Genomic DNA, 20,730 nt, shown 5'->3' with positions numbered 1-20,730 from the left:
TTTTATTAGTTCTTCCCCTGCCCGTCGAACGTGAAAGGTTCGTCGGCCGCCCTCTGTGTTTGTCTCCTCCTCGCGCTTCTGATGGGGGGCACTGCCGTGTCGGCCGTCCCCGCAACTGCCGATCACGCGAGCGTGTTCGGGCCCGCAGAGGTCGAAGACGAAGTCGATCTCGACGACGTTATCCTTTCGATCGAAGTCGAGTCCGGCGGCGACGCCGTATGGACCATCGAGTACCGAACTCGGCTCGATTCCGAGGACGAAGAGGCGGCGTTCGACGACTTGCGGGCGGATGTCGAGGAGGATCCGGACGCCTATCTCGACCCCTTCGGCGACCGGATGGATGCGACTGCGGCGGATGCCAGCGAGTTCACCGACCGTGAAATGGTGGTTTCCGAATTTGGGATCGACGCCGAACGGGTCGAGTTGCCGCGTGAGTACGGGATCGTGCGGTACACGTTCCGCTGGTCGAACTTCGCGGCCGTCGACGGCGATCGGTTGGTCATCGGGGACGCGATCGACGGGTTGTTCCTTGATGATGCTTCCGAGCTTCGGATCGCGTGGGACGGGGAGTATGGCCTCATTGAGGCGACCCCGGAGCCCACGGAGACCGGCGAGACGTCCGTGAGCTGGCGTGGCCCGACGACGTTCTCGGAGGGTGAACCCCGTGTGACGCTCGATCCCGCTGCGGTGGACGACGGGACGGACCCCGCCGATCCCGGTCCCATCGCGAGCGACCATATACTCTCGGCGACGACGCTCGCCTTCCTCGGCGTGATCCTGCTCGCCGTCGCACTCGGTTACGGACTCGCGAGCGGGCGACTCACCGTCCCCGGTCGGGAAACGACCGACCGGGGGGACGACCCCGTCGGTGTATCGCCCGAGGAGGACGGTACGGCGGTAGAAATCGACGCCGATGGGACGGCTACGGATGCGGCCGGCAGGTCGACCGAATCCGCGGGTTCGACGCACACCGAAAATACAACCAACTCCACAGAGATAACAGACACCACCGATACAACCGATACCGAGGGATCCGAGGACCCTCCCGAATCCAAGGAACCCTCGAATGCGGACGGCTCGTCCGAGCCGACCGAGTCGGATCCGTTCGCCGGTGTTGATCGGGAGCTGTTGAGCAACGAGGAGCAGGTGATGCGGCTCATCGAGGCGCATGGGGGCCGGATGAAACAGAAACAGGTCGCAGCGGAGTTGGACTGGACGGCGGCGAAGACCAGCCAGGTCACGAAGCGGTTACGCGAGGAGGGTGACCTCGTCGGCTTCCGTCTCGGACGCGAGAACGTCCTGACGCTTCCCGAGGAGGATCCGCGGTAGCGCCATCCCTGTGATCGGTCACCTCGAGTCACTCACGCACCGGCTGATCGCTCAATCGTCGTCCTCGGAGAGATCGTCGACGGCGTGTGGCACTCCCTCATCCGAATGCTTCCCATCGACGACCCCTTCAGTCCACGTCCCACGAAGGAACCACAGTACGCCGATAACGAACGAAGCGACTGCGGCGGTCGCGTACGCCCACCAGAGGCCCTCCGGACCCCAACCGAATCCGACGTAGCCGAGATCGACTTCCGGAACGGTAAAGGGACCGAACGAGACGCCACCCACGGTGATGGAGACGGCCCCGAACGCGAGCCCGGCGGCCAGCGGAATCCGGAAGATCCACCGGGAGAGCATCGAGAGCGCCATCGCGGCTTTGGTGTGGCCCGCTCCACGAAATGCACCTTGTATCACCATCAACCCGCCGAAGAACGCCCACGAGAGCGCGACGATCCGGAGGAAGATGACACCCTCCGCGATCGTCGCCGGATCGTCGATGAAGATCCTCATTGCGGTCGCCGGAAACAGCCAGACGAGCCCGCCGGCTGCGCCGAGGAGGAGCATCGTCGCAAGCGTCGCGGTGCGGGTGATCGACGCCGCACGGGCCGGCGTGTTCGCCCCGAGGTTCTGGCCGACCCCGGTCGCCGTCGCCTGTCCGACCGCGCCGGCGACCGTCCAGGAGACGGACATCAATCGAACGCCGATCCCGTACGCCGCCGTCGCCGCCGGGCCGAACCGGGCGACCAGCGCCGCCATCGCGACCGCCGCGAACGACCGCGCCCAGCCGTCGAGCGTCGCAGGGTAGCCGATCGAGATCAGCCTGCGGAGGATCGCCGGGTCCGGTTTGAGGTCGCTCACGTGGAGTTTGACGCCCCAGTCGCCACGGATCAGGATCCAGATACCGATCGCGGTGGCGACCAGTCGAGCGATGAACGTGGCGATCGCCGCACCCTGCGTACCGAGCGCCGGGAACGGTCCCCAACCGAGGATGAAAAACGGGTCAATGACGATATTGAGTCCCGCGGAGACCGCCACGAGCCACATCGCGGTCTTCGTGTCGCCCGCGCCCTGCAACGAGGATCGGAAGGCGAAAAAGAGGAACGTGAGCGGGAGCGTCAAGAAGATCACCTCGATGTACGCGAGCGCCTCGACGTAGACGGCGTCGCGGGCGCCGATCCAAAAGAGCAGCCAATGGCGGGTCGCGAATCCGAGGATCGCCAGCGCGACGGAGACGATAGTCGCGAGCAGACACGTCTGGGCGACGATGGCGTCCGCGCGACGATCGTTGTCCGCGCCGATATGCTGGCTCACGAGCGCGATGGTCGCGGCCGTGAGCCCCATCGCCGTGGAGACGAACATCCACGAGAGCGGGAACATAAGCGAGACGGCCGCGACCGCGTCCGTGCTCACCCTCCCGACCCAAAACATGTCGGCAAGATTATATAGTGTCTGTAAGAGGTTGCCGAGCACTAACGGCCACGCGAGGTGGAAGAGCTTCGGGGGGATCGCCCCCGACGTCATATCGATCCGGGCGTCGTCGTTACCCACGGGGAGTCAGTATCGGAACCAGCGGGCCCGGAAGCCTAACTGTTCGGAACTCGGCACCGCTGTCATTGTCCGATCCGTCGGATGTCTTCGACGTCAAAAAGCGTCTCCTCGGGATTGAGCGCGCTCCGATAGGCCGCCCGCGCGACGGTTTCGACGGGGAGGGGCCGCGCCTCGCCGAGCCGCTCTGCAAGCGGTGTGAGCGAACCGACCAATCGGAGGATCGTGTTCACGGATGTCGGGAAGTGCGGTTGTTCGGAGCCGTACACCGGCCCGGGACGAAGCGTCACGTGCTCGAAGGAGAGCCCGGCAATAGCCGCCTCGGCGCGTCGTTTTGCGGAGAGATACGCATGCCTGACGCCGGGGGGTTTCACCGCCGAGGAGAGAAAGACGAACGTCTCTACACCCGCCCGTTCCGCTTCCAGCGCGGTGAGGATCGCCGAATCGCCGTTTATCCGCTCGAACGTGACGCCGTCCGTCGGCGCTTCGGTGATGGTCCCGACGGCGTGTACCACGATATCGACGCCGTCGAGACGGCTTCGCCACGCGTCGGGTCTGAACAGGTCCGCGCTCGTCCACGCGACTTGCTCGGTCCACGGGGCATCGACCGCTGGCGGGCCCCGACGTGAGATGCTCCGGACCTCGTGTCCGTCCCGGACCGCAAGCCGACAGACCTCACGTCCGATAAACCCGCTACCGCCGACGACGAGGAGGGTGGCCATACGTGCCGTTCTATCCGAACCGTCCTTGTCGTTTCGGTCCGCCTCGCTTTTCGGGTACCCGACCACATCGCTGTCGGACGGTCGTCCGACGAGGGTCGGGGTTTTTATACCGTCCGATGTTCAATCCGCGCATATGAAATCAACGCGGAAGGCGCTTCGCGACGGCGACCTCTATAAAGACAACTACGAGCGGCTCACCTGCGCCGCGTGTGAACGCGGACTGAAAAAGGAGAACGACCCCGATGAGGTCTTTTCGGTGCGGATCTGTCCGGACTGCGGGCTCCGGTTCAAAGAACTCCGATAGATCGGGTTTACTCCTCTTTTAACCGATCCCGGTGGCGTGCTCATGGACGAGGGACGCTTCGTGTCGGTCACACAAACACCGAGTCGAACGCCTTCGCGCCCATCGGATCGAATGTTCCGCCCGCGACGTTCTCGCTGAGATGATCGCGGTCCGCTGTGCCGACGAGTGCACACGTGACGCCGGGAGCGCTTCGTGCGAAGTTGATCGCCCGCTGAGCCGGCGTGTCGCCGGCGAGTTCCCGATCGACCGCCGGCGGGATCGCATCGATCCGCGCGAGATCGCCCCCTGCGAGGCTCGCGCTGGTGAACACCGAGAGGTCCGCCTCGTGGGCCAACTCGAGCGTTGACAGGCGCTCATCATCGGTCCCTTTTGTCCTTCGATCGGATCCATCGGACGGGCGCGCAGCCTTCTTCGGTGGTCGCTGATTCGCCCGGGTGAACGCGTCCGCCATGTGGACGTTGAACGGCAGCTGTAGCGCTTCGAACCCGTGATCGTCGGTCGGTCCGATCCGTTCGCCGACGGCCTCGGCACGGGCGAGTATCTCGGTCAACGAGAGATACGAGTCGTGGGTTTCGGGCACCCGGAACGCCTCCCACGTCGCGATGCCATAACACCCCACGTCGCCCGCGAGTCGCCGTCGTTCCAACAGCTCCAAGCCGTCCTCGATCGCGTCGTAGACGGCCGAGCGTGAACGTACCGCGAGCTGTGTCTCCGGATTGTGCAGATAATAACAGTCGACCGTCGCGACGCCCAGTCGTTCAAGCGATCGGTCGAGCGACCACTCCAGAAAGGTCGGCGCTAGCGCGTGTGACCCGCCCGCGAGGTCATCGACCTCGAGGATCCCCGGGTTCAGAAACCGATCGCGAAGGAATGCGGTGCGGTCGATCGGTTCGCCCCCCTCGAAGGGGACGAACCCACCCTTCGTCGAGACGATGACCGCGTCGCGTTCGATCGACGAGTTCCTCAACACCTCGCCGATGACCCGTTCGGAGCGCCCATGACGGTAGTTGCTTGCGGTATCGAGAACGTTGACGCCGGAGCGTATCGCGAGCCCGACTGCTTTCCGAAGGCCGCCATCGACCGCATCCGTCGGCTCGCCACGATACGTCCCGAGCCCGATGCTCGCTATCACTCCGGGCCCGAACCGTCGGAAGTACGTGCGCCCGAACGCGTCACCGAACTCGTTGCGATAGTTCCAGAGGGCCTCGCGGGTCGCCATCGTTGCTCCGACCGAGGACACGGATCCGAATAAAGACGGCGGGGTCGATACGTCGTGTCATCGAATGCGGCGGGATCGACGCCGCCCGATCAGGCGACGTTCTGCTCGACGGGTCCGTCCTCGTCCTCGAAACGGTCGCTCGATAGCGACTCGACACCCTCGATCGCGGCCTCGCCGTCGAGGGCGATCTCCGCGATGCACCGGGCGGCTGCGGGCGCGTGCTGGAACCCGTGCCCGGAGAAGCCGGCGACGGTGTATAATCCCGGGGCGGTCTCCTCGATGATCGGGTGCCGATCCGGCGTGACTGCATAGAGACCGGCCCATCCCCGCACGAGCCGGGTGTCCCCGTCGAAGTAGGTCGTGTAGTCGGCGGCGCGTTCGAGCGCGCCGACCGCCTCCTCGAAGTTCATCGACGTGGGATACGCGTCGGGATCGACGTCCGGGTCCTCGGACGCGGCGTGACCGCCGACCAGCGCGGTGTCCTCCCCCTCGGGCCGGAAATACGAGCCCGCGTCCATGTCGATGGTGAGGGGGAGGTCAGCCGGTATCCCCCTCCCCGGCTTGACGACCGCGATCTGGCGTCGACGCGGCGCGATCGGAAGCGATCGGCCGGCCGGGTCGACGACGTGTCCCGCCCACGCACCCGCCGCGTTGATCACCATGTCGGCGTCGATCCGTCCTTCCGTGGTCTCGACGCCGACGATCCGCCCACCCTCGAGGTGGAGGTCCCGAACCGCCACGCCGGTCCGCAACTCGGCCCCCCGCTCGCGGGCGGCGGCCGCAAACCCCTGTACCGCGAGATTGGGATCCGCGTAGCCGTCGCGGGGGTTGTATGTCGCCGCCACGAAGCGATCGGCCCGCAGGCCCGGACAGATCGCTGCCGCCTCTGCCGGCGAAAGCAGCTCGACGTCGACACCGAGCCCTCGCTGCATGCCGACCGCCTCCTCGAACCGCGCGGCCGTCGCGTCCGTCCGGGCCAAAAAGAGGTAGCCGTGCTGATGAAAGCCGATATCGACGTCGAACCGTTCCTCGAACGTCTCCCAGACCGGGAGGCTGGCGAGCGAGAGGCGAACGTTCACCGGCGTCGAGAACTGCGTCCGGATCCCGCCCGCAGAACGTGCCGTGCTGCCGGTTCCGAGCGCGTCGCGTTCGAGCAGCGTGACCGCAACCTCGCGCTCCGCGAGGGCATGTGCGGTCGCCACCCCCACGATCCCCCCTCCGATCACGACGGCGTGCATACTGGGTGGAACGCGGGAGCGAATAAAAAGCCGGGGTGGTGTTTCCGCCCGTCCTCACCGCTCGTCGGAGTCGAGCACGCGGATCTGATCGCCGCGGACCGTCACCGGGATCGGGACGGTCGCCTCGTACAGCTCGACGGTCACCTGATCTTTGCCCTCGTCGATACGCTGGACGCGCGCCTTCTCGCCTTTAAATGGACCGGCGATGAGCTCGACGATGTCGCCCTCGGCGATCCCCTCGACGTCGGGGGTCGGCGAAAGGAAGTGTTCGACCTCCGAGAACGGGCTCTCGGCGGGGCCGTTCGCCCCCTCGATGACGCCGCGGGCGTGGGGGATCTCATCGAGGATCCGCGCGAAGACGTTGCCGTTCGACGCCTCGACCATCACGTAACTCGTGAGTTGGTCGGGGGCGATGACGGCGTGTATCTCCGGCATCTCCTTTTCGGCGATCATGTCGGCGACCGTCCGCTCCTGGCTCGCGGTCGTCTTCACCGAGAAGATCCCCATCAGGCGCCGACCCCCGGGAGGAGGCTCATGATCGCGAAGATGAGGAAGCCGATAACCCCGACGAGGATGATGCCGGCGCCGGCGATCTTCGAGACCTGCATAAACTCGTCCATGCTCGGCGTGCTGGCCAGTTTCAACACGCGAATGTAGCTGTTGAGGTCGTAGGGAACTTTCATGTTGTCGGGGTTTTTGACGCGGAGCCGTTTGACCTTTTTGATGCCGCCCGCCCGACGGCTACCCACGTCCGAGCAGGGAGGTGAGCGTCAGCCCTGCGGCGACGGCCGTGAGCGCCGTCCCCGCATCACTCCACGTGAGCGGGTCGCCGAGGGCCGCCCCCATGGCGACGGCGACCACGAGCGTGACGGACGCGGTGAGCGGGGCCTCCGCCCGCCCCGGAATGCCACGATCGGTATCCGGTGTCGGTCGGTCGATCGTCGGCACTGCGTCGCGGTCGGCGTCGGTCGTGAAAGGCAGTTGAACCATTGGAGGGGAGCGGCGGTGTGGCGGGTGCAGTGGTGTGGCGGGAGCGGCGCGGTGTGGTGGGAGCGTCGGTGTGGCGGGGAGCGTGTGCGGCTCGTCCCGTCCCGAGGACTCGTCTACTCGACGTAGTCGATATCTTCCATCTGAGCGGCGGCCTGCGCCTCCGCGGCCTCGTTACGGCCGTAGATCTGCGGGGAGTCGACGCCGGTGACGACGATCATCGTCCGCATCTCGCCCTCCAGCTCCTCGTCGACGGAGGTGCCCCAGATGATCCGCGCGTCGGGGTCGATCCGGTCGTAGATCTCCTCGACGACCCCTTCGGCCTCCTCGATCGACATGTCGGTCCCCCCGGTGACGTTGACGAGCGCGGAGTTCGCCCCGGAAATGTCGACGTCCAGAAGCGGCGATCGGAGCGCGCTCTTGACGGAGTCCTGTGCCTTCGAGTCGGAGTCGGACTCGCCGAGCCCGATCATCGCGACGCCGCCCTTCTCCATCACGGTGCGCACGTCGGCGAAGTCGAGATTGACGAGGCCGGGTTTGGTGATCAGCTCGGTGATCCCCTTCACCGAGCGCATGAGCACCTCATCGGAGACCTTGAACGCCTGTCGAACGGGGAGCTTGCCGACGGCATCGAGTAGGCGGTCGTTCGGCACGACGATGACGGTGTCGCTCACGTCACGGAGCCGTTCGAGGCCGGCCTCGGCGTTCGTCCGGCGCACCTCGCCCTCGGCGGTAAAGGGCGTGGTGACGATGGCGATGGTCAGCGCGCCGGAGTCGCGGGCGGCCTTCGCGACGACGGGCGCGGAGCCGGTCCCCGTGCCGCCGCCCAGTCCGGCCGTGACGAACACCATGTCCGAGCCGTCGATGGCGTCCTGGATCTCCTCTTGGGATTCGATGGCGGCCTCCTCGCCGACCTGCGGGAGCGAGCCGGCCCCTCGACCTTGGGTCTTCTGCTGGCCCATCAGGATCTTCGTGTCCGCCTCGATGTTGACGAGGTGCTGGACGTCGGTGTTCGCGGCGACGAGCTTTGCGCCGTGGATCCCCTCCTCGACCATTCGGTTGACCGTGTTGCCGCCGGCCCCGCCGCAACCGATCACCGTGATGTTCGTTTGGAGGTCCTTTAAAACGTCCTGTAGCTCCTCGTCGGTCATCATACCCGTTTGCGGGGGACCGCCGGCGTCGCCGTCCGGTCCGCCGAATCCGTCAGCTCCCTCCTCGGCCTCGTCTATCGCATCCTCTAGGATGGAGTCCATTATGTGGCATCGTTGCGACCCACGCCTATTTATCTTTGCCCATCGTCAGACGTGGGGCTGACGGCGTTTCACGGGCCGACAGGGGCGTTTTCGACGGTTCACTCGATCAGCCGATCGGGAATCGATCGACGGACTCGCGTGTCACCGCGTCCGGTTCGATCGGCTCCCCGTCGACGACCACCGACTCGCCCGCCGACAGTCGACCGAACGCCGGCCCTTCCGGAACCCCTCGCTCCGCAGCCAGCGTGGGGTCGAACGCCGACTCGCGGGCGACGACGACGCCGCCCTCGAAGTCGACCTCGACGCGCTCATACCGGTCTTCGAGGACGGTCGCGAGATCGACGATAAGCGCACGCATCGGGTCCGACCAGCCGTCCTCACCACCTCCCGCTTCCGTCGCGAGGAATACCGCACGGCCCGCCGCCCGTGTCCCCGCCTGTTCCGTCTCGAAGGCGACCGTGTGTCGCTCGACGGCCGCGCGGGTTGCCGTCGCATCGATCCCCTGTGCCCGTGCGAGGAGGTCGCCGGGGAGGGTTCGGACACGGAGGCCCTCGATCGGGTCGGTGCCGTGGGCCGGGGGAACGACGTCCCCGAACCGCAATCCCTCATCCACGGCAGTCAGCTCGGCTTCAAGGGTCGCGATGAGCCGCTGCGGTCGATCCTCGACCTCCCGGATCCACGTCTCGCTCACGACTCGATACCCGAGGTCCTCGACCGTCGCGGCGAGCGCGGGACGGTCGCCCTCGATCACCGCCAACTCGGCGTTGCTCCGTTCGAACGCCCGCGCGACCAACGCCGCGTTTTCCCCCGGCGGCCCCATCTCCGCGAGCGCCCAGTCCGCGGCGACGTGGCCGACGGCCCACTCCGTCTCCCGCACGATCCGCGTGAACCGTGGGGCGTAATGACCGCCCCCGAAGCCCACGATGTGCCTTGGAACGTCGTCTTCGCCACGGAGATCCGCCGGTACGTGTTCATACGGGTTTTCGCGGGCTCCGTGTTTGTTTCCATCCTGCACCTCTCGATCGCCACCCAACTCGAGCACCGCCCGGGCGACCGCCCGCGCGCCCGCCGGATCCGCCCACTCCGACTCGCCGGACCCCAGCTCGACGAACATCGACGGAACCGTCACGTCTGTCGGACCGTGATGGGTGCATTCGATGCCGACATCGTAGCCATCCGGGGCGTGCTCGGCGAGCGCCTCGACGACGCGTTTCTCCGCGCCCGGCGGTGCGTGCGCCAGCGCCCCGGGATCGCCGCCGTACTCGGCGGGTCCGAAGTTTCCGGTGACGTGTGCGGTCAGAAGCGGCCCCGTCTCCCCGCGATGTCTGGAGACGAAGACGAGTAACGCCGGGTCATCGAAGGCGACGCTCGGATCGTCGAGATAGATGTGTAGCTCCTCGAACGTCCGAAGCTCGAACCCCCGCGTGCGATAGTAGGTCCCCCCGCCCACCTCCTCCGGGCGGTCGAGGTCCTCGTGTTCCGTCCAACTCCCCGCTTCAAGCAGCCGCTCCCCGATGTGTTCGGAGGCCTCGTCCGCCCGACTGACGACGATCGCGATCACGGTCGATCCGTCCACGCGGGCCGCCGAATAGGCATCGGTCCGGGGCGAGTGCTCGCGGTTGACTCCGAACAGGCCACATGAGCGGGGTGAAAGGAGGAACCCACCGCGGCGTCACGGAAACAGCAGATAGACGAACACGCCGTAGGCGACGATGAGTACGAACCCGTCGAGGCGTGAGAGCCGCGCGCCGCGGATCATCAAGCCGACGACGAGAACGGTGATCGCGACCAGCACCGGGAACTCGAAGGCACGGACGCCGGCGCTCACCTGGATCGGTGTGAGTATCGCCAGGATGCCGATCACCGCGAGGACGTTGTAGATGTTCGACCCGACGACGTTGCCGATGCTGAAGCTCGTCTCGTCGCGGACGGCGGCGACGACGCTGGCGGCGAGCTCCGGCAGCGACGTGCCGATGGCGAGGACGGTCAATCCGATGAAGAGGTCCGAAAACCCAGCCGCCGAGAGGAGCCCTCGGCCGCCCGAGATCAGCCACTGCGACCCGGCGACGAGGGCGACGAGCCCGACGACGACGAGCCCGACGTCACGGGGTCTGGCGTCCGGCATCGCGTCCCGTTCGGCGGCCGTGATCCCGGACTGGGTTCGCTGTATCCGGCGGATCACGACGAGGGTGAACCCCGCCAGCGCGACGAGCAGCACCACCCCCTCCGGCCGACCGATTCGACCGTTCCAGCCCAACGCGACGAGCAACAGCGCGGCAACCACCATGAACGGCACCTGATTCCGGAGGACCGTCTCCGAGACGTCGAGCGGGCGGATGAGCGCGGCGATCCCGAGGACCAGCCCGATGTTGGCGATGTTGGAGCCGACGATCGCACCGAGCCCGATATCGGTCGAGACGGTGGCCGCACCCACGATGGCGACGAACAGCTCGGGTGCGGTCGTGGCGAACGCGACGACGGTCACGCCGACGGTCGACGCTTTGAGCCCGACGGCGAGCGCGAGATCCGCCGCGCCCTTTATAAGCGACTCCGCGCCCAAATACAAGAGGATGACTCCCGCGGCAAGCAAGAGGAGTTCGGTTGCGGGCGAGCCGAGCGGCACGCCGAACCGTTCTCGTCCGGAGGTATAAATGGTCGCGATGACACGTCGCCGATGAGCGGCACGATGCCGTCATTTAAGAGGCCCGCAACGGTCGCTTCGATATGGACGTCTACGGACTGATCGGCCACCCGGTCGGCCATTCGTTGTCGCCGCCGATGCACGAGGCGGGTTATGACGCGCTCGGCCTCGACGCCCGCTACGTCACGTTCGAGCCCGCCCCCGACGCCGCTAGGGAGGCTGTCGAGAGCGCTGCGACGCTCGGCGTCGCCGGATTGAATGTGACGATCCCTTTTAAACAGGACGTGCTGGAGTCCGTCGCCGTCGACCCGCTCGCCGAGCGGATCGGCGCCGTCAACACGATCGACTTCGGCCCGATTCGCGACGGGGCGGGCGACCGCCCGCGGGGCCACAACACGGATGCCGCCGGCGTCACGCGGGCCTTCGAACACCACGGTGTCGCGCTCTCGGGAACCGATGCCGTCGTTGTCGGCGCGGGCGGGGCGGGGCGGGCGGCCGCGTTCGCGCTCGCGGACGCTGGCGCGACGGTTCACATCGCGAACCGAACCGCCGAACGGGCCGAGGATCTGGCACGTGACGTCCCGGGCGCGACCGGTGGCGGACTCTCGGACCTCGGTGAGCACGTCGCGTCGGCCGACGTCCTCGTTAACGCGACGAGCGTCGGCATGGAGGCCCCCACGGAGACGCCGGTTCCCGCCGACCACCTCCATGCGGACCTCGCCGTCCTCGACGCCGTTTATACCCCGATCGAGACGCGGCTCCTCCGCGAGGCGGCTGCGGCCGGCGCGACGACGGTCGACGGCGCGTGGATGCTCCTCTACCAGGGCGTCGAGGCCTTCGAGATCTGGACCGGAGAGACGGCACCGGTCGGGGCGATGAACGACGCGCTTCGTGCGGAACTCCACTGATGGACGATCCAGTTCGGTCGGCTCAATCGTCGCCGTGAGCCTTCGTCGCCGTCCGACCGATCGCCTCGAAGCCGCGGTCAAGGTCGGCGATCAGGTCGTCGATGTCCTCGATGCCGACGGAGACGCGCATCAGGGTGTCCGTGATACCGATCGCTTCACGCTCCTCGCGGGGGATCGGCTCGTGTGTCATTCCGGCCGGGAGTTCGATCAGGCTCTCGACGCCGCCGAGCGAGACGGCAAGCGTGAACTCCTCTAACGCCTCGAGGAACCGTTTCGCGTCGTCGATCTCGCCGTCGATCTCGAACGAGAGCACGCCGCCGAACCCCGACATCTGCTCGCGGGCGAGATCGTGGTCCGGGTGACTTTCGAGCCCGGGATAGTACACCGCCGTCACCTCCGGACGGGAGTCCAGGTACTCGGCGACGGCCATCGCGTTGGCCTCGTGGTGGCTCATCCGCGCCCCGAGCGTCTTGATCCCACGGCCGACGAGATAGCTATCGAACGGCGGGCTCGCCGCGCCGACGCCGACCTGCTGGAGGAAGGTCAGCTCCTCGGCGAGCGCGTCGTCGTTCGTGACGACTGCCCCCGCGACGGCGTCGGAGTGTCCGTTCAGGTACTTCGTCGTGCTGTGAACGACGACGTCAGCTCCCAGCGCGAGCGGCTGCTGGAAGACCGGGCTCGCGAAGGTGTTGTCCACGCCGAAGGTCGCCCCGACCTCGTCGGCCACCTCGGCGATCGCCGCGATGTCACACAGCGCGAGCCGCGGGTTCGTCGGCGACTCCATCCAGATCACAGCGGTGTCCTCGTCGGCCGCGTCGGCGACGTTCGCGGTCTCGGTCGCATCGACGTAGGAGATCGCCACGCCCAATCGCTCCGAAAAGACCCGATCGAGCATGCGTCGGGTGCCGGCATAGAGGTCCTCGAAGGCGACGACGTGGTCGCCGGGTTCGAGCGACGCGAGCAACGTGGTGAAGATGGCGGCGGTTCCCGACGCGAACGCCAGTCCGTGCTCGCCACCCTCCAACGCCGCGAGGCGTGTCTCCAATCGGTGGCGGGTCGGGTTCGAGAGCCGCGAGTAGACGAACTCGCCGGCGTCGGGGTCGACGTCTTCGAGGCTCATTCCCGTGTCGAGCCCCGGCAGCGCGAACGTCGAGGAGAGATGGATCGGCGAGACGACGTCGCCGGCCTCGGTCCCGACGGTGAACGGCTCCTCGCCCGCCGAAACGGCGACCGTGTTCAAGCCCCGCTCGCCGTCCGACCTCCGGCCGAGTTCGCTTCCGTGTTCGGCCTCCGACTCCGGATTCTCGGACGGTGATCTCCCCACTTCGTTTCGGTCCATGTCGACCGATCGCGGCCGTGGCTGTAATAATTTATCATTTTAGAGTAATAACTGGCCGTTCTCGGTATAACTCGGAGGGATGATCCGACGATCGTGGATGCTTTACCCATCGGGCCGCTCAAATCGTGTATGACCGCAGACTGGGTCGGACTCTTTTCGGGCGGGAAGGACTCCTCGTGGGCGGTGTATCGGGCGCTGGAGGAGGGGCTTTCGGTCACTCGACTGTTGACCGTTCATCCCGCCGGCGACTCCTATATGTATCACACGCCGGCGACCCGACTCGCTCCGCTCGCCGCCGAAAGCATCGGGATCGACCTCGTCGAGGTGGAGCCGGCAGACTTCGGCGCCGCCGACGTCGAGGACGCCGGCGCACAGGGGGACGCGGAGCTCGTCCCGATGGAGGCGGCGTTGACGGAGATCGCCGCGGCGGAGGGGATCGACCTCGCGGGCGTGACCGCGGGCGCCGTCGAGAGCGAGTTTCAGACGAGCCGTATCCGCGGGATGTGTGACCGACTGGGGATCGACCTGTTCGCCCCGCTTTGGGGTGAAAACCCCGTCGAACTTGCCGAATCGATGATCGACGCCGGGTTCGACATCCGGATCGTGCAGGTGGCCGCATACGGACTGGACGAGTCCTGGCTCGGGCGACGATACGACCACGAGACGCTTGCGAAACTGCTCGCGCTTCGCGAGGAGTACGGGGTTCATCCGCTCGGGGAGGGCGGCGAGTTCGAGACGTACGTCGTCGATGGGCCACATATGGCTCGACGGATCGACCTGACGTACGAACGGGTATGGGAGGGCGACCGCGGTCACCTCGAGGTCACGGACGCGGAGCTGGTCTGAGCTGGTCGCCGTCGCCTTTCCCGCTCCGGCAACCCGCAGGCTTTTGATGGCCCCCGGCCAATCCCGCGACATGAAGGAGTCGCTGATGGACATCATCTGTTGCCCGCTCGACAAACACGACCTCGATCTCGACGTCGACGAGCGAGATGACGAGGAGATCCTCGAGGGAACGCTCACCTGCACCGAGTGCGGGGAGACCTACCCGATCGAAGACGGTATCCCGAACCTCCTTCCACCGGATATGCGGGAGGAGGCGACCGCCTGAACGGTCACCCGACTTGAGCGGAGACGGGTGACCCGAATCGCCAGACCGTTCCGGCCGTTCGGAGCCCTCCGTCTTCCGGATCGAACTGAATCTTTTTCTACCGTGGGTCCGACCTGACACCTGTGGCGACCCTATCCGTCGAGTTGAATGGGGACGGCGTCCATTCCATTCAGGCACCGGACCGGTTCACGACGAGCAGGCCGTTCTCCGTCGAGCTGCAGAACCTCGGCCGCTCGACACACGTGCATCTCCACCTCGATGACGATCTCGATCGGGTCGCGTCGCTCGCCGCGGTGAACCATTTCGTCGAGGACGAGGGGATCCGCCGGGTCCACATCGCCACCGACGAGGTGGAGGAGCCCGTTCGTGGCAAGCTGAAGGTGGTAACCGGCTACGGCTCCGGCGTCGCGTACGTCGACGTCGCCATCGAGCCGCCGCCGGAACGCGGCCCGGAGGAGGTCGTCGTCGACGAGACGTTCGCGAAGCCGCCCGAACGGAGCCCCGCCGAACCGCCGCTGAGCCAGCGTCTTGCCGTTGCGATGGACCGGTTGGTGGAGAACGGCGGGATCCCCGCCGCCGTGGTCGCGTTCCTCGCGATCCTCGTCGCGATCCTCGTCGCGGTCACCGTCGAAAGCGTCCTCGTCCTCGTCGCCGTCGGCGTCGTGCTCGGTATCGCACTCGCCGCGCTCGTCTTCTTGCTCGTGTGGTGAGTTCAGTACCGCTGCCCGGCGCGATGCATGCGACGCCCCGTCCTCGTTTCGTCGACGGTCGTGTCCGTCCAACCCCTCTGCGGCCGATCCCGTTCGATTTTATAACCGTGGCTGCGCCACCCCATGGCTGAACCCGTGCGCGCTTTCGGGACCGGATCCGCGCGCTTTTAACCGTTCCACGGAAACGGGATTCTATGAGCTTTGAGAAGGATGATGAGGTCGTCCTGCACGACAAACACAGCGAGTACGACGGTGATGCCGGGACGATCACGCAGGTCATGGAGACCATGTTCGGCGAGTCGACTTACACCGTGAGCTTTGAGGACGGCCAGGAAACCGGCATCCCCGAGGACGCGCTTGAAGCCGTCGACGACGAGGAATAACCGCTCGGACCCCCCATCGATCGTCCATCGATCGGCACCCTACCGCCGACGCACCGTGGACGGCCGGACTCACCAATCATGCCCAGAATCCCCTTTCACTACGTCGACCTCCGCACGTTCGCGTACGCGACGGAGGACGAGAAGCGTGTCGAGCAGGCGCTTCGCGAGTTGCTCCCGGAGGACGCCGACATCGATCGCGTCGAGAACGTTGGCCACCATGGCGACCGGATCGTCATCCTCTCCACGAGGATCGAGACCGCGGACGGGATGCGTCACGTCCTCGACCGACTCGCCGACCTCGAAGGCCTCGACCGCGTGCTCGCGGAACTCGACGAGCGCATCGACGAGAAGTGCGCGCTCTTTCTCCGGCTGGACAAACAGGCCGCCTTCGGGGGCGATATCCGGCTCGGTGACGGCATCACCGTCCGCGCGAAGGTCGAGGCGTATCCCGCGAAGAAGGACGCCGCCGTCGAGAACGCCCACGAGACGCTCGAACGGCTGGAGGATGGGAACGAGGCGGACGGCAGCGATAAAAGAGCCGGGGCCGACGGAAGCGGCGACTGATCGTTTTCGGCGCCAACCGGAACGGTCCGCGGGGCCCTTCAGCTGTCGGTCGGTGCTTCCGGCGGCCACTTGATCGAACAGCCCCGCGAGGGCCGGTCCGGGATCGAGACCTCCTCGCCGGCACGGACCGACTCGACCGCCGGCCGAATATAGGACTCCGTCGGCTCCTCCTCCGGATTCAACGCGTCGTCGAGTCGACCGTGATATCGGAGCCGCCATGTCCCCCCGTCGTCGCGACCGAAGAGGAACGGGTCGGGCGTACAGACCGCGCCGTAGGCGGCGGCGACCGCGCCGTCTTCGTCCCGAAGGTACGCGTCGTAGGCGATCCGACCGTCAGCGACGTACTCACGCATCCGTTCGAAGGAATCGTCCGCCTTTTCGTCGGCGTCGTTCGGGTTTATGCCGACGACGTCGAGGTCGTCGTACTCGGCGGCAAGCCGGTTGAGGACGTCGAACTTCGCCACCGCGTACGGACAGTGGTTACAGGTGAAGACGACGAGGAGAGCCTTCCCGGTAAAGTTCTCCAGCGTGTACGTCTCACCGTCCGTGCCGGGTAGCTCGAAGGACGGAGCGATATCGCCGCGTTCGAGTTCCGAGTCGGATTCCATAAGCGCCATATCACCCCTTCCGGCCCCGTGCGGAAAGGCGTTCCGAGCGATCGATCGGAACGCGCCGTCGGTCACCGCCGGATGAGCGCTCGAAGGGTGACGAGTCCGAGCACGGAGACCCCGATGCCAGCGATGAGTCCGGCGACAAGGAGCGCGACGTTTCGCAGCAGCCTGAGCGGCCCGTGAATGATCGGCATTTGCCCGGCCGATGTGATCCCAGTCGTGACACCGCCCATCGGGCCGACACCGTTCCCGAGCGCTCCCGTGCTGACCGCCGTGGACAGCCGCTCGATGAGGACTACCGTCGGAACGGCCACGAAGCCGACGACGACCAGCACGAGCCCGAGGAGGGCGACGGCGTTCGGCCGCCAAGCTCCCGCGGATCGGTATCCCCCGCCTCGTCCGCCGGCGATCCGTCTCCCGCTGAACCGCTCGCGGACGTTGGACTCGGCGATCCTTGCCGACTGCGTCGTCGGATCTGCACGGGACGGGTACTGCTCCTCGCCGTTCAGGCGGGGTGAGTCCGTCTCCCCTCGGCGATCCTCGTGGGACGTATCGAAGCCGGCACCGGTCGGGCGTATGGATGACATGGGCCGACTGGCGGCGCTTTCCGATAAGAACCCTCGGGGGATCGTCGGTGAACGCCCGTTCCCCGTTGACCAACGGGGGAGGGACCGACGGGGCCACGGTAGCAACGGTCAGCGTCCGGGGGGCTTCAGTCGATTCGATCCGTCGACGTTCCGCTGTCCAGACCGCATGCGATCACAGACGCTTCTTCACGGATGATATTCGTGGGTGTTATCTGTGGGTGGTTCCGAGGCATCTGCGTGAACAGACGAAGCTATCTTGGGGTTGCCGGAGGCGCACTTCTCACGGGCGTCGCTGGCTGTCTCGGTGGGAACGATGACGGGACGAATGGCGACGACACCGGCCTTGACACGGACGATCCGGTCGGCGAGTGGTCCGGCGGCGAGATCGGGTTCGCGTTGCCGCCGTTTCAGGACCTCGAGGACCTCGAGACGCAATACGCCGGCACGTTCGAATGGCTTGAGGATGGGTTCGACGGTGTCGACGCCGTGGCGGGTCAGGAGACGACCAGTTACGCGGCTGCCGTCGAGAGCGTCGTTCAGGGGCATAGCGAAATCGGGAACCTCTCGCCGATGATCTTCGCCCTCGCGCAGGAGGACGGCGTCCACCCGCTCGCGGTCAACTGGTCGCACGGGAGCGACTCCTACCGGACCTACATCGTTACCCGCGCTGAGACCGGAATCGAATCACTCGAGGACCTCGACGGTGAGACGCTCGCCCTCGTCGATCCGCTCTCGGCTAGCGGCGGTATCTTCCCGCAGTACACGCTTCGTGAAGCAGGGATCGACGCCGGCGACGTCAACACGGAAGCCGAGGACGTCGAGGTCGAGTGGGCCGGCGGTCACGGGAGCGCACTGACCGCACTCGAACAGGGCCACGTGGCTGCCGCCGCCTACGGCGACTTCGAGCATCCCGAGCCGGACGAGACCGACGCCGATCTCGAGGTCATCGGGGAGAGTGACCCGATCCCGTTCGACGTCGTCGTCGCGACACCCGACACACCGGATGAGGTCCGCGAGGCAGTGGCCGACCGACTCCATGACACCCCCGAGGAGCACCTCGAGGACCACCGCGTCGACGAGTACGGGGAGTTCGACGCGGACCTTTACGACCAGACGCGCGAAATCGCGATCGAGATGGGCGTCGATATCGACACGCTCGACGAGGCCGAATCCGACTGATCCCCACCGCCGCGTCTCGTTCGATACGGTAGCCGGCGACCTCGAAACGGCACCCGGGGACCTCGAAACGGAACCCGGCGACCTCGAAACGGCACCCGACCACAGGGAGGCGACACGAACGATGCTCACCGTCACCGACCTCAAGAAACGATACGACGATGCCCGGGCGGTCAGTTCCGTCTCCGTGACGCTCCAGCCCGGCGAGTTGGCGGTTCTCGTCGGTCGATCCGGGGCCGGTAAGACCACGTTACTCCGCTGTCTCGATGGTCTCGAGCGACCGGATCGAGGGACTATCACGCTCAACGAGCGACCACTCGGTCCGACGGACGTCGCCTTGGTCTTTCAGGAAGGGGCGCTCCTTGAGCGCAAGTCCGTCCTCGAGAACGTCCTCGACGGCGGGCTCGGCCGAGAGCCGGCTTGGCGGGAACTGGTCGGGTGGCACGCACCGACCGCCAAACGGCAGGCCATCGAACGCCTCCACGCGGTCGGGCTCGGCGGGTACGCCGACCGCCGGGTTGGGGATCTCTCCGGTGGCGAAAAGCAACGCGTGGGGATCGCTCGGGCCCTCCAGCAGGAGCCACGGGTTCTGCTCGCGGACGAACCCGTCGCCTCGCTTGACCCCGAGACCGGTCGCACGGTCCTCGAGTTGCTCGCCGAAGTCGTCAGGGAGGAGTCGCTGGTCGGTCTGGTCAGCCTCCACCAGCCTGCACTCGCCCGAGCGGTCGCCGATCGGTACCTCGGCCTCGACGACGGCCGTCTCGTTCTCGATGCATCGGCTGCCGACGTCGGCCAAGAGCGCATTCTCGAGGTGTACGACGGTGGCTGATCACGAACAGGCGGCCGACAGGGGCGATACACCATCCGAAGGGACCCACACACGTTCCGAGGACCCTCCGGACGTCGAACACGAACTCAAGCAGGTCCAGCGCACGTGGCGTCGAAGACAGCTTCGGCGACTCGTCGTCGTCGTCGGCCTCCTCGCAACGGTCGTCTACACGGCCACCTGGCTCGGGTTCGACCTCGGATACCTCTGGGAGCACCGTGGAAACTTGCAATCCGTCCTGCTTGAGGAGATGCTCGTCCCGTCGGAACTGCTCGCCGAGTTCCAAGGGGACGGGCCAGCGCTCGGCTGGGCGGCGATCGAAACGCTCGCCATTGCGGCCGTCGGAACGGCGATCGGACTGCCACTGGCGTTCTGTCTCGGCGTCCTCGCGGCAGGCAACGTGACACCGAGACCGGTTCACGGCCCCCTTCGCCTCCTCCTGGGGACGATCCGGGCGGTCCCGAGTATGGTCTACGCCTTGTTGTTCGTGATCCTCGCCGGATTGGGACCTGTCGCCGGCGTCCTCGCGATCGCCATGGGGACGATCGGTGACCTCGGTCGGCTGTTCGCCGACGAGATGGAGGAGATCGACCCTCGGCCCGTCGAAGCCGTGATGTCGACCGGAGCGGGCCTCCTCGCGACGACGTGGGCGGCCCGACGTCCACAGGTGACGACCGCGTACGTCGCCTGGACGCTGTTTTATCTCGAGCTTAACGCCCGGAAGAGTTCGGTGCTCGGCATCGTCGGCGCCGGCGGGATCGGCTACCCGCTGATCATGGCGTTCAACGCCAGGAACTACACGCGCGTCATGGCGGCGATCCTGATCATTCTGGTTCTCGTCGTTGCCGTCGAGGCCGTCGCCACGCTCCTGCGTGATGCACTCGACGCGGACCGACGTGCTGCCCGAGATTGACTCCGTCTCCGCCTGAACGCGGAGGAACGCCACGGGATCGCAACGACCGCCCACGAGAGGCTTCAAGAGGACTGCCCGCCCGTGGGTTGTATGGCCGAAAACGACACAGGAACGCGGACGCCTGGCCGGACCGATCCGTTCCGGTTCGAGAGCGAGGTCGCACCCGGGAAGAAGCGACACCTCCGGTATGAGGTCTCAGAGACCTACCTCGGGGACGCGATCGAGATCCCGGTGACGATCGTGAACGGTGTCGACGATGGACCGACGGTGTTTATCGGATGAGCAGGCGCAAAACCTCGCCGTTTACGGCGGGGATACGCGCCGTCACTAGATGACGCAAACCACCGATGACTGCACGGCGGGA

24 protein-coding genes and 1 pseudogene are annotated in these 20,730 nt (G+C 66.5%); 12 read left to right on the top strand and 13 right to left on the bottom strand.

The genetic code is table 11. From position 1 onward, the window contains the following. Positions 1-30 precede the first annotated feature (30 nt). A complete protein-coding gene (locus tag CHB65_RS17205) occupies positions 31-1,329 on the top strand; it encodes a helix-turn-helix transcriptional regulator (RefSeq protein WP_179213541.1) in 1,299 nt (432 codons plus the stop codon). A gap of 51 nt (positions 1,330-1,380) precedes the next feature. Here CHB65_RS17205 and CHB65_RS00115 read toward each other — a convergent pair whose 3' ends face one another. Together CHB65_RS00115 and CHB65_RS00110 are read right to left on the bottom strand one after the other, a co-directional pair. Beyond that, complete coding sequence (locus tag CHB65_RS00115) at positions 1,381-2,850, bottom strand: MATE family efflux transporter (RefSeq protein ID WP_089383437.1); 1,470 nt, start codon at positions 2,848-2,850, stop codon at positions 1,381-1,383. An 89-nt stretch (positions 2,851-2,939) separates the two neighbouring features. After that, positions 2,940-3,596, bottom strand: a complete 657-nt coding sequence (locus CHB65_RS00110; protein WP_089383436.1) for an SDR family oxidoreductase — start codon at positions 3,594-3,596, stop codon at positions 2,940-2,942. A gap of 133 nt (positions 3,597-3,729) precedes the next feature. Between CHB65_RS00110 and CHB65_RS17200 the strand changes: the two genes are divergently transcribed. Further along, complete coding sequence (locus tag CHB65_RS17200; protein ID WP_179213540.1) at positions 3,730-3,900, top strand: HVO_0758 family zinc finger protein; 171 nt, start codon at positions 3,730-3,732, stop codon at positions 3,898-3,900. Between the two features lie 67 nt (positions 3,901-3,967). Here CHB65_RS17200 and CHB65_RS00105 read toward each other — a convergent pair whose 3' ends face one another. From CHB65_RS00105 to CHB65_RS00070, 8 genes are all read right to left on the bottom strand, one after another. Beyond that, positions 3,968-5,119 (bottom strand): aldo/keto reductase, encoded by a 1,152-nt coding sequence (locus tag CHB65_RS00105; RefSeq protein ID WP_089383021.1) that lies wholly within the window; start codon positions 5,117-5,119, stop codon positions 3,968-3,970. Positions 5,120-5,208: 89 nt separating this feature from the next. Then, positions 5,209-6,357, bottom strand: coding sequence for an NAD(P)/FAD-dependent oxidoreductase (locus CHB65_RS00100; protein ID WP_089383020.1), 1,149 nt, complete (start codon positions 6,355-6,357; stop codon positions 5,209-5,211). 54 nt (positions 6,358-6,411) lie between these two features. Continuing rightward, positions 6,412-6,864, bottom strand: coding sequence for a transcription elongation factor Spt5 (locus CHB65_RS00095; RefSeq protein ID WP_089383019.1), 453 nt, complete (start codon positions 6,862-6,864; stop codon positions 6,412-6,414). Then, positions 6,864-7,040: a protein translocase SEC61 complex subunit gamma gene (locus CHB65_RS00090; RefSeq protein ID WP_089383435.1), complete on the bottom strand. Its 177-nt coding sequence runs from the start codon at positions 7,038-7,040 to the stop codon at positions 6,864-6,866. The genes CHB65_RS00095 and CHB65_RS00090 overlap by 1 nt, the downstream gene beginning before the upstream one ends. A gap of 58 nt (positions 7,041-7,098) precedes the next feature. After that, a complete protein-coding gene (locus CHB65_RS00085; protein ID WP_143420324.1) occupies positions 7,099-7,347 on the bottom strand; it encodes a hypothetical protein in 249 nt (82 codons plus the stop codon). A gap of 113 nt (positions 7,348-7,460) precedes the next feature. Further along, positions 7,461-8,597, bottom strand: a complete 1,137-nt coding sequence (gene ftsZ, locus CHB65_RS00080; RefSeq protein ID WP_089383017.1) for a cell division protein FtsZ — start codon at positions 8,595-8,597, stop codon at positions 7,461-7,463. A gap of 106 nt (positions 8,598-8,703) precedes the next feature. Continuing rightward, positions 8,704-10,158 carry a D-aminoacyl-tRNA deacylase gene (locus CHB65_RS00075; RefSeq protein ID WP_089383434.1) on the bottom strand — a complete coding sequence of 485 codons (1,455 nt, stop codon included), beginning with the start codon at positions 10,156-10,158 and terminating at the stop codon, positions 8,704-8,706. Between the two features lie 111 nt (positions 10,159-10,269). After that, the gene (locus tag CHB65_RS00070) at positions 10,270-11,220 is read right to left on the bottom strand and encodes a calcium/sodium antiporter (protein ID WP_089383016.1); all 951 of its coding nucleotides are present in this window, start codon (positions 11,218-11,220) and stop codon (positions 10,270-10,272) included. Positions 11,221-11,321: 101 nt separating this feature from the next. On the opposite strand from CHB65_RS00070, the gene CHB65_RS00065 reads away from it, so the two are divergent. Then, complete coding sequence (locus CHB65_RS00065; protein ID WP_089383015.1) at positions 11,322-12,146, top strand: shikimate dehydrogenase; 825 nt, start codon at positions 11,322-11,324, stop codon at positions 12,144-12,146. Positions 12,147-12,168: 22 nt separating this feature from the next. On the opposite strand, the gene CHB65_RS00060 is transcribed toward CHB65_RS00065, so the two are convergent. Then, positions 12,169-13,485 carry a trans-sulfuration enzyme family protein gene (locus CHB65_RS00060; RefSeq protein ID WP_089383014.1) on the bottom strand — a complete coding sequence of 439 codons (1,317 nt, stop codon included), beginning with the start codon at positions 13,483-13,485 and terminating at the stop codon, positions 12,169-12,171. Positions 13,486-13,614: 129 nt separating this feature from the next. Between CHB65_RS00060 and CHB65_RS00055 the strand changes: the two genes are divergently transcribed. The 5 genes from CHB65_RS00055 to CHB65_RS00035 all read left to right on the top strand — a co-directional run bounded on the left by CHB65_RS00055 (position 13,615) and on the right by CHB65_RS00035 (position 16,253). After that, positions 13,615-14,331, top strand: coding sequence for a diphthine--ammonia ligase (locus tag CHB65_RS00055; RefSeq protein WP_089383013.1), 717 nt, complete (start codon positions 13,615-13,617; stop codon positions 14,329-14,331). A gap of 70 nt (positions 14,332-14,401) precedes the next feature. Next, positions 14,402-14,596: a methytransferase partner Trm112 gene (locus CHB65_RS00050; RefSeq protein WP_089383012.1), complete on the top strand. Its 195-nt coding sequence runs from the start codon at positions 14,402-14,404 to the stop codon at positions 14,594-14,596. Positions 14,597-14,718: 122 nt separating this feature from the next. Next, positions 14,719-15,306 carry a DUF7524 family protein gene (locus tag CHB65_RS00045; RefSeq protein ID WP_089383011.1) on the top strand — a complete coding sequence of 196 codons (588 nt, stop codon included), beginning with the start codon at positions 14,719-14,721 and terminating at the stop codon, positions 15,304-15,306. A gap of 194 nt (positions 15,307-15,500) precedes the next feature. Continuing rightward, on the top strand, positions 15,501-15,689 hold the full coding sequence (locus CHB65_RS00040) for a DUF1918 domain-containing protein (RefSeq protein ID WP_089383010.1): 189 nt from the start codon (positions 15,501-15,503) through the stop codon (positions 15,687-15,689). 78 nt (positions 15,690-15,767) lie between these two features. Continuing rightward, complete coding sequence (locus CHB65_RS00035) at positions 15,768-16,253, top strand: RNA-binding protein (protein WP_089383009.1); 486 nt, start codon at positions 15,768-15,770, stop codon at positions 16,251-16,253. Positions 16,254-16,291: 38 nt separating this feature from the next. On the opposite strand, the gene CHB65_RS00030 is transcribed toward CHB65_RS00035, so the two are convergent. Both CHB65_RS00030 and CHB65_RS00025 read right to left on the bottom strand, forming a co-directional pair. Further along, the gene (locus tag CHB65_RS00030) at positions 16,292-16,870 is read right to left on the bottom strand and encodes a thioredoxin family protein (protein WP_089383433.1); all 579 of its coding nucleotides are present in this window, start codon (positions 16,868-16,870) and stop codon (positions 16,292-16,294) included. A 62-nt stretch (positions 16,871-16,932) separates the two neighbouring features. Next, positions 16,933-17,451, bottom strand: a complete 519-nt coding sequence (locus tag CHB65_RS00025) for a hypothetical protein (RefSeq protein WP_089383008.1) — start codon at positions 17,449-17,451, stop codon at positions 16,933-16,935. 237 nt (positions 17,452-17,688) lie between these two features. Here CHB65_RS00025 and CHB65_RS00020 point away from each other — a divergent pair, with 237 nt between their 5' ends. The 4 genes and pseudogenes from CHB65_RS00020 to CHB65_RS00005 all read left to right on the top strand — a co-directional run. Next, a complete protein-coding gene (locus CHB65_RS00020; protein WP_089383007.1) occupies positions 17,689-18,630 on the top strand; it encodes a PhnD/SsuA/transferrin family substrate-binding protein in 942 nt (313 codons plus the stop codon). 121 nt (positions 18,631-18,751) lie between these two features. After that, positions 18,752-19,456 (top strand): phosphonate ABC transporter ATP-binding protein, encoded by a 705-nt coding sequence (locus CHB65_RS00015; RefSeq protein ID WP_089383006.1) that lies wholly within the window; start codon positions 18,752-18,754, stop codon positions 19,454-19,456. Continuing rightward, the gene (gene phnE, locus CHB65_RS00010) at positions 19,449-20,366 is read left to right on the top strand and encodes a phosphonate ABC transporter, permease protein PhnE (protein WP_218818900.1); all 918 of its coding nucleotides are present in this window, start codon (positions 19,449-19,451) and stop codon (positions 20,364-20,366) included. Before CHB65_RS00015 ends, phnE begins: the two co-directional genes overlap by 8 nt. Positions 20,367-20,456: 90 nt before the next feature. Further along, positions 20,457-20,642 (top strand): annotated as a pseudogene (locus CHB65_RS00005) (hypothetical protein); the annotation flags it as partial. Positions 20,643-20,730 lie beyond the last annotated feature (88 nt).

Source organism: Halorubrum vacuolatum, from assembly GCF_900188065.1.
GTDB classification, from domain to species: domain Archaea; phylum Halobacteriota; class Halobacteria; order Halobacteriales; family Haloferacaceae; genus Halorubrum; species Halorubrum vacuolatum.
This window is presented reverse-complemented; position numbering and strand designations above follow the sequence as displayed.

Excerpts from the sequence above, each read along its gene's own strand:
- CHB65_RS00095 (WP_089383019.1), bottom strand. The coding sequence starts at position 6,864 with ATGGGGATCTTCTCGGTGAAGACGACCGCGAGCCAGGAGCGGACGGTC.
- CHB65_RS00055 (WP_089383013.1), top strand. The coding sequence starts at position 13,615 with ATGACCGCAGACTGGGTCGGACTCTTTTCGGGCGGGAAGGACTCCTCG.
- CHB65_RS17200 (WP_179213540.1), top strand. The coding sequence starts at position 3,730 with ATGAAATCAACGCGGAAGGCGCTTCGCGACGGCGACCTCTATAAAGAC.
- CHB65_RS00115 (WP_089383437.1), bottom strand. The coding sequence starts at position 2,850 with ATGACGTCGGGGGCGATCCCCCCGAAGCTCTTCCACCTCGCGTGGCCG.
- CHB65_RS00100 (WP_089383020.1), bottom strand. The coding sequence starts at position 6,357 with ATGCACGCCGTCGTGATCGGAGGGGGGATCGTGGGGGTGGCGACCGCA.
- ftsZ (WP_089383017.1), bottom strand. The coding sequence starts at position 8,597 with ATGGACTCCATCCTAGAGGATGCGATAGACGAGGCCGAGGAGGGAGCT.
- CHB65_RS00050 (WP_089383012.1), top strand. The coding sequence starts at position 14,402 with ATGAAGGAGTCGCTGATGGACATCATCTGTTGCCCGCTCGACAAACAC.
- CHB65_RS00110 (WP_089383436.1), bottom strand. The coding sequence starts at position 3,596 with ATGGCCACCCTCCTCGTCGTCGGCGGTAGCGGGTTTATCGGACGTGAG.
- CHB65_RS00065 (WP_089383015.1), top strand. The coding sequence starts at position 11,322 with ATGGACGTCTACGGACTGATCGGCCACCCGGTCGGCCATTCGTTGTCG.
- CHB65_RS00025 (WP_089383008.1), bottom strand. The coding sequence starts at position 17,451 with ATGTCATCCATACGCCCGACCGGTGCCGGCTTCGATACGTCCCACGAG.
- CHB65_RS00030 (WP_089383433.1), bottom strand. The coding sequence starts at position 16,870 with ATGGCGCTTATGGAATCCGACTCGGAACTCGAACGCGGCGATATCGCT.
- CHB65_RS00105 (WP_089383021.1), bottom strand. The coding sequence starts at position 5,119 with ATGGCGACCCGCGAGGCCCTCTGGAACTATCGCAACGAGTTCGGTGAC.
- CHB65_RS00015 (WP_089383006.1), top strand. The coding sequence starts at position 18,752 with ATGCTCACCGTCACCGACCTCAAGAAACGATACGACGATGCCCGGGCG.
- CHB65_RS00040 (WP_089383010.1), top strand. The coding sequence starts at position 15,501 with ATGAGCTTTGAGAAGGATGATGAGGTCGTCCTGCACGACAAACACAGC.
- CHB65_RS00035 (WP_089383009.1), top strand. The coding sequence starts at position 15,768 with ATGCCCAGAATCCCCTTTCACTACGTCGACCTCCGCACGTTCGCGTAC.
- CHB65_RS00060 (WP_089383014.1), bottom strand. The coding sequence starts at position 13,485 with ATGGACCGAAACGAAGTGGGGAGATCACCGTCCGAGAATCCGGAGTCG.
- CHB65_RS00085 (WP_143420324.1), bottom strand. The coding sequence starts at position 7,347 with ATGGTTCAACTGCCTTTCACGACCGACGCCGACCGCGACGCAGTGCCG.
- CHB65_RS00090 (WP_089383435.1), bottom strand. The coding sequence starts at position 7,040 with ATGAAAGTTCCCTACGACCTCAACAGCTACATTCGCGTGTTGAAACTG.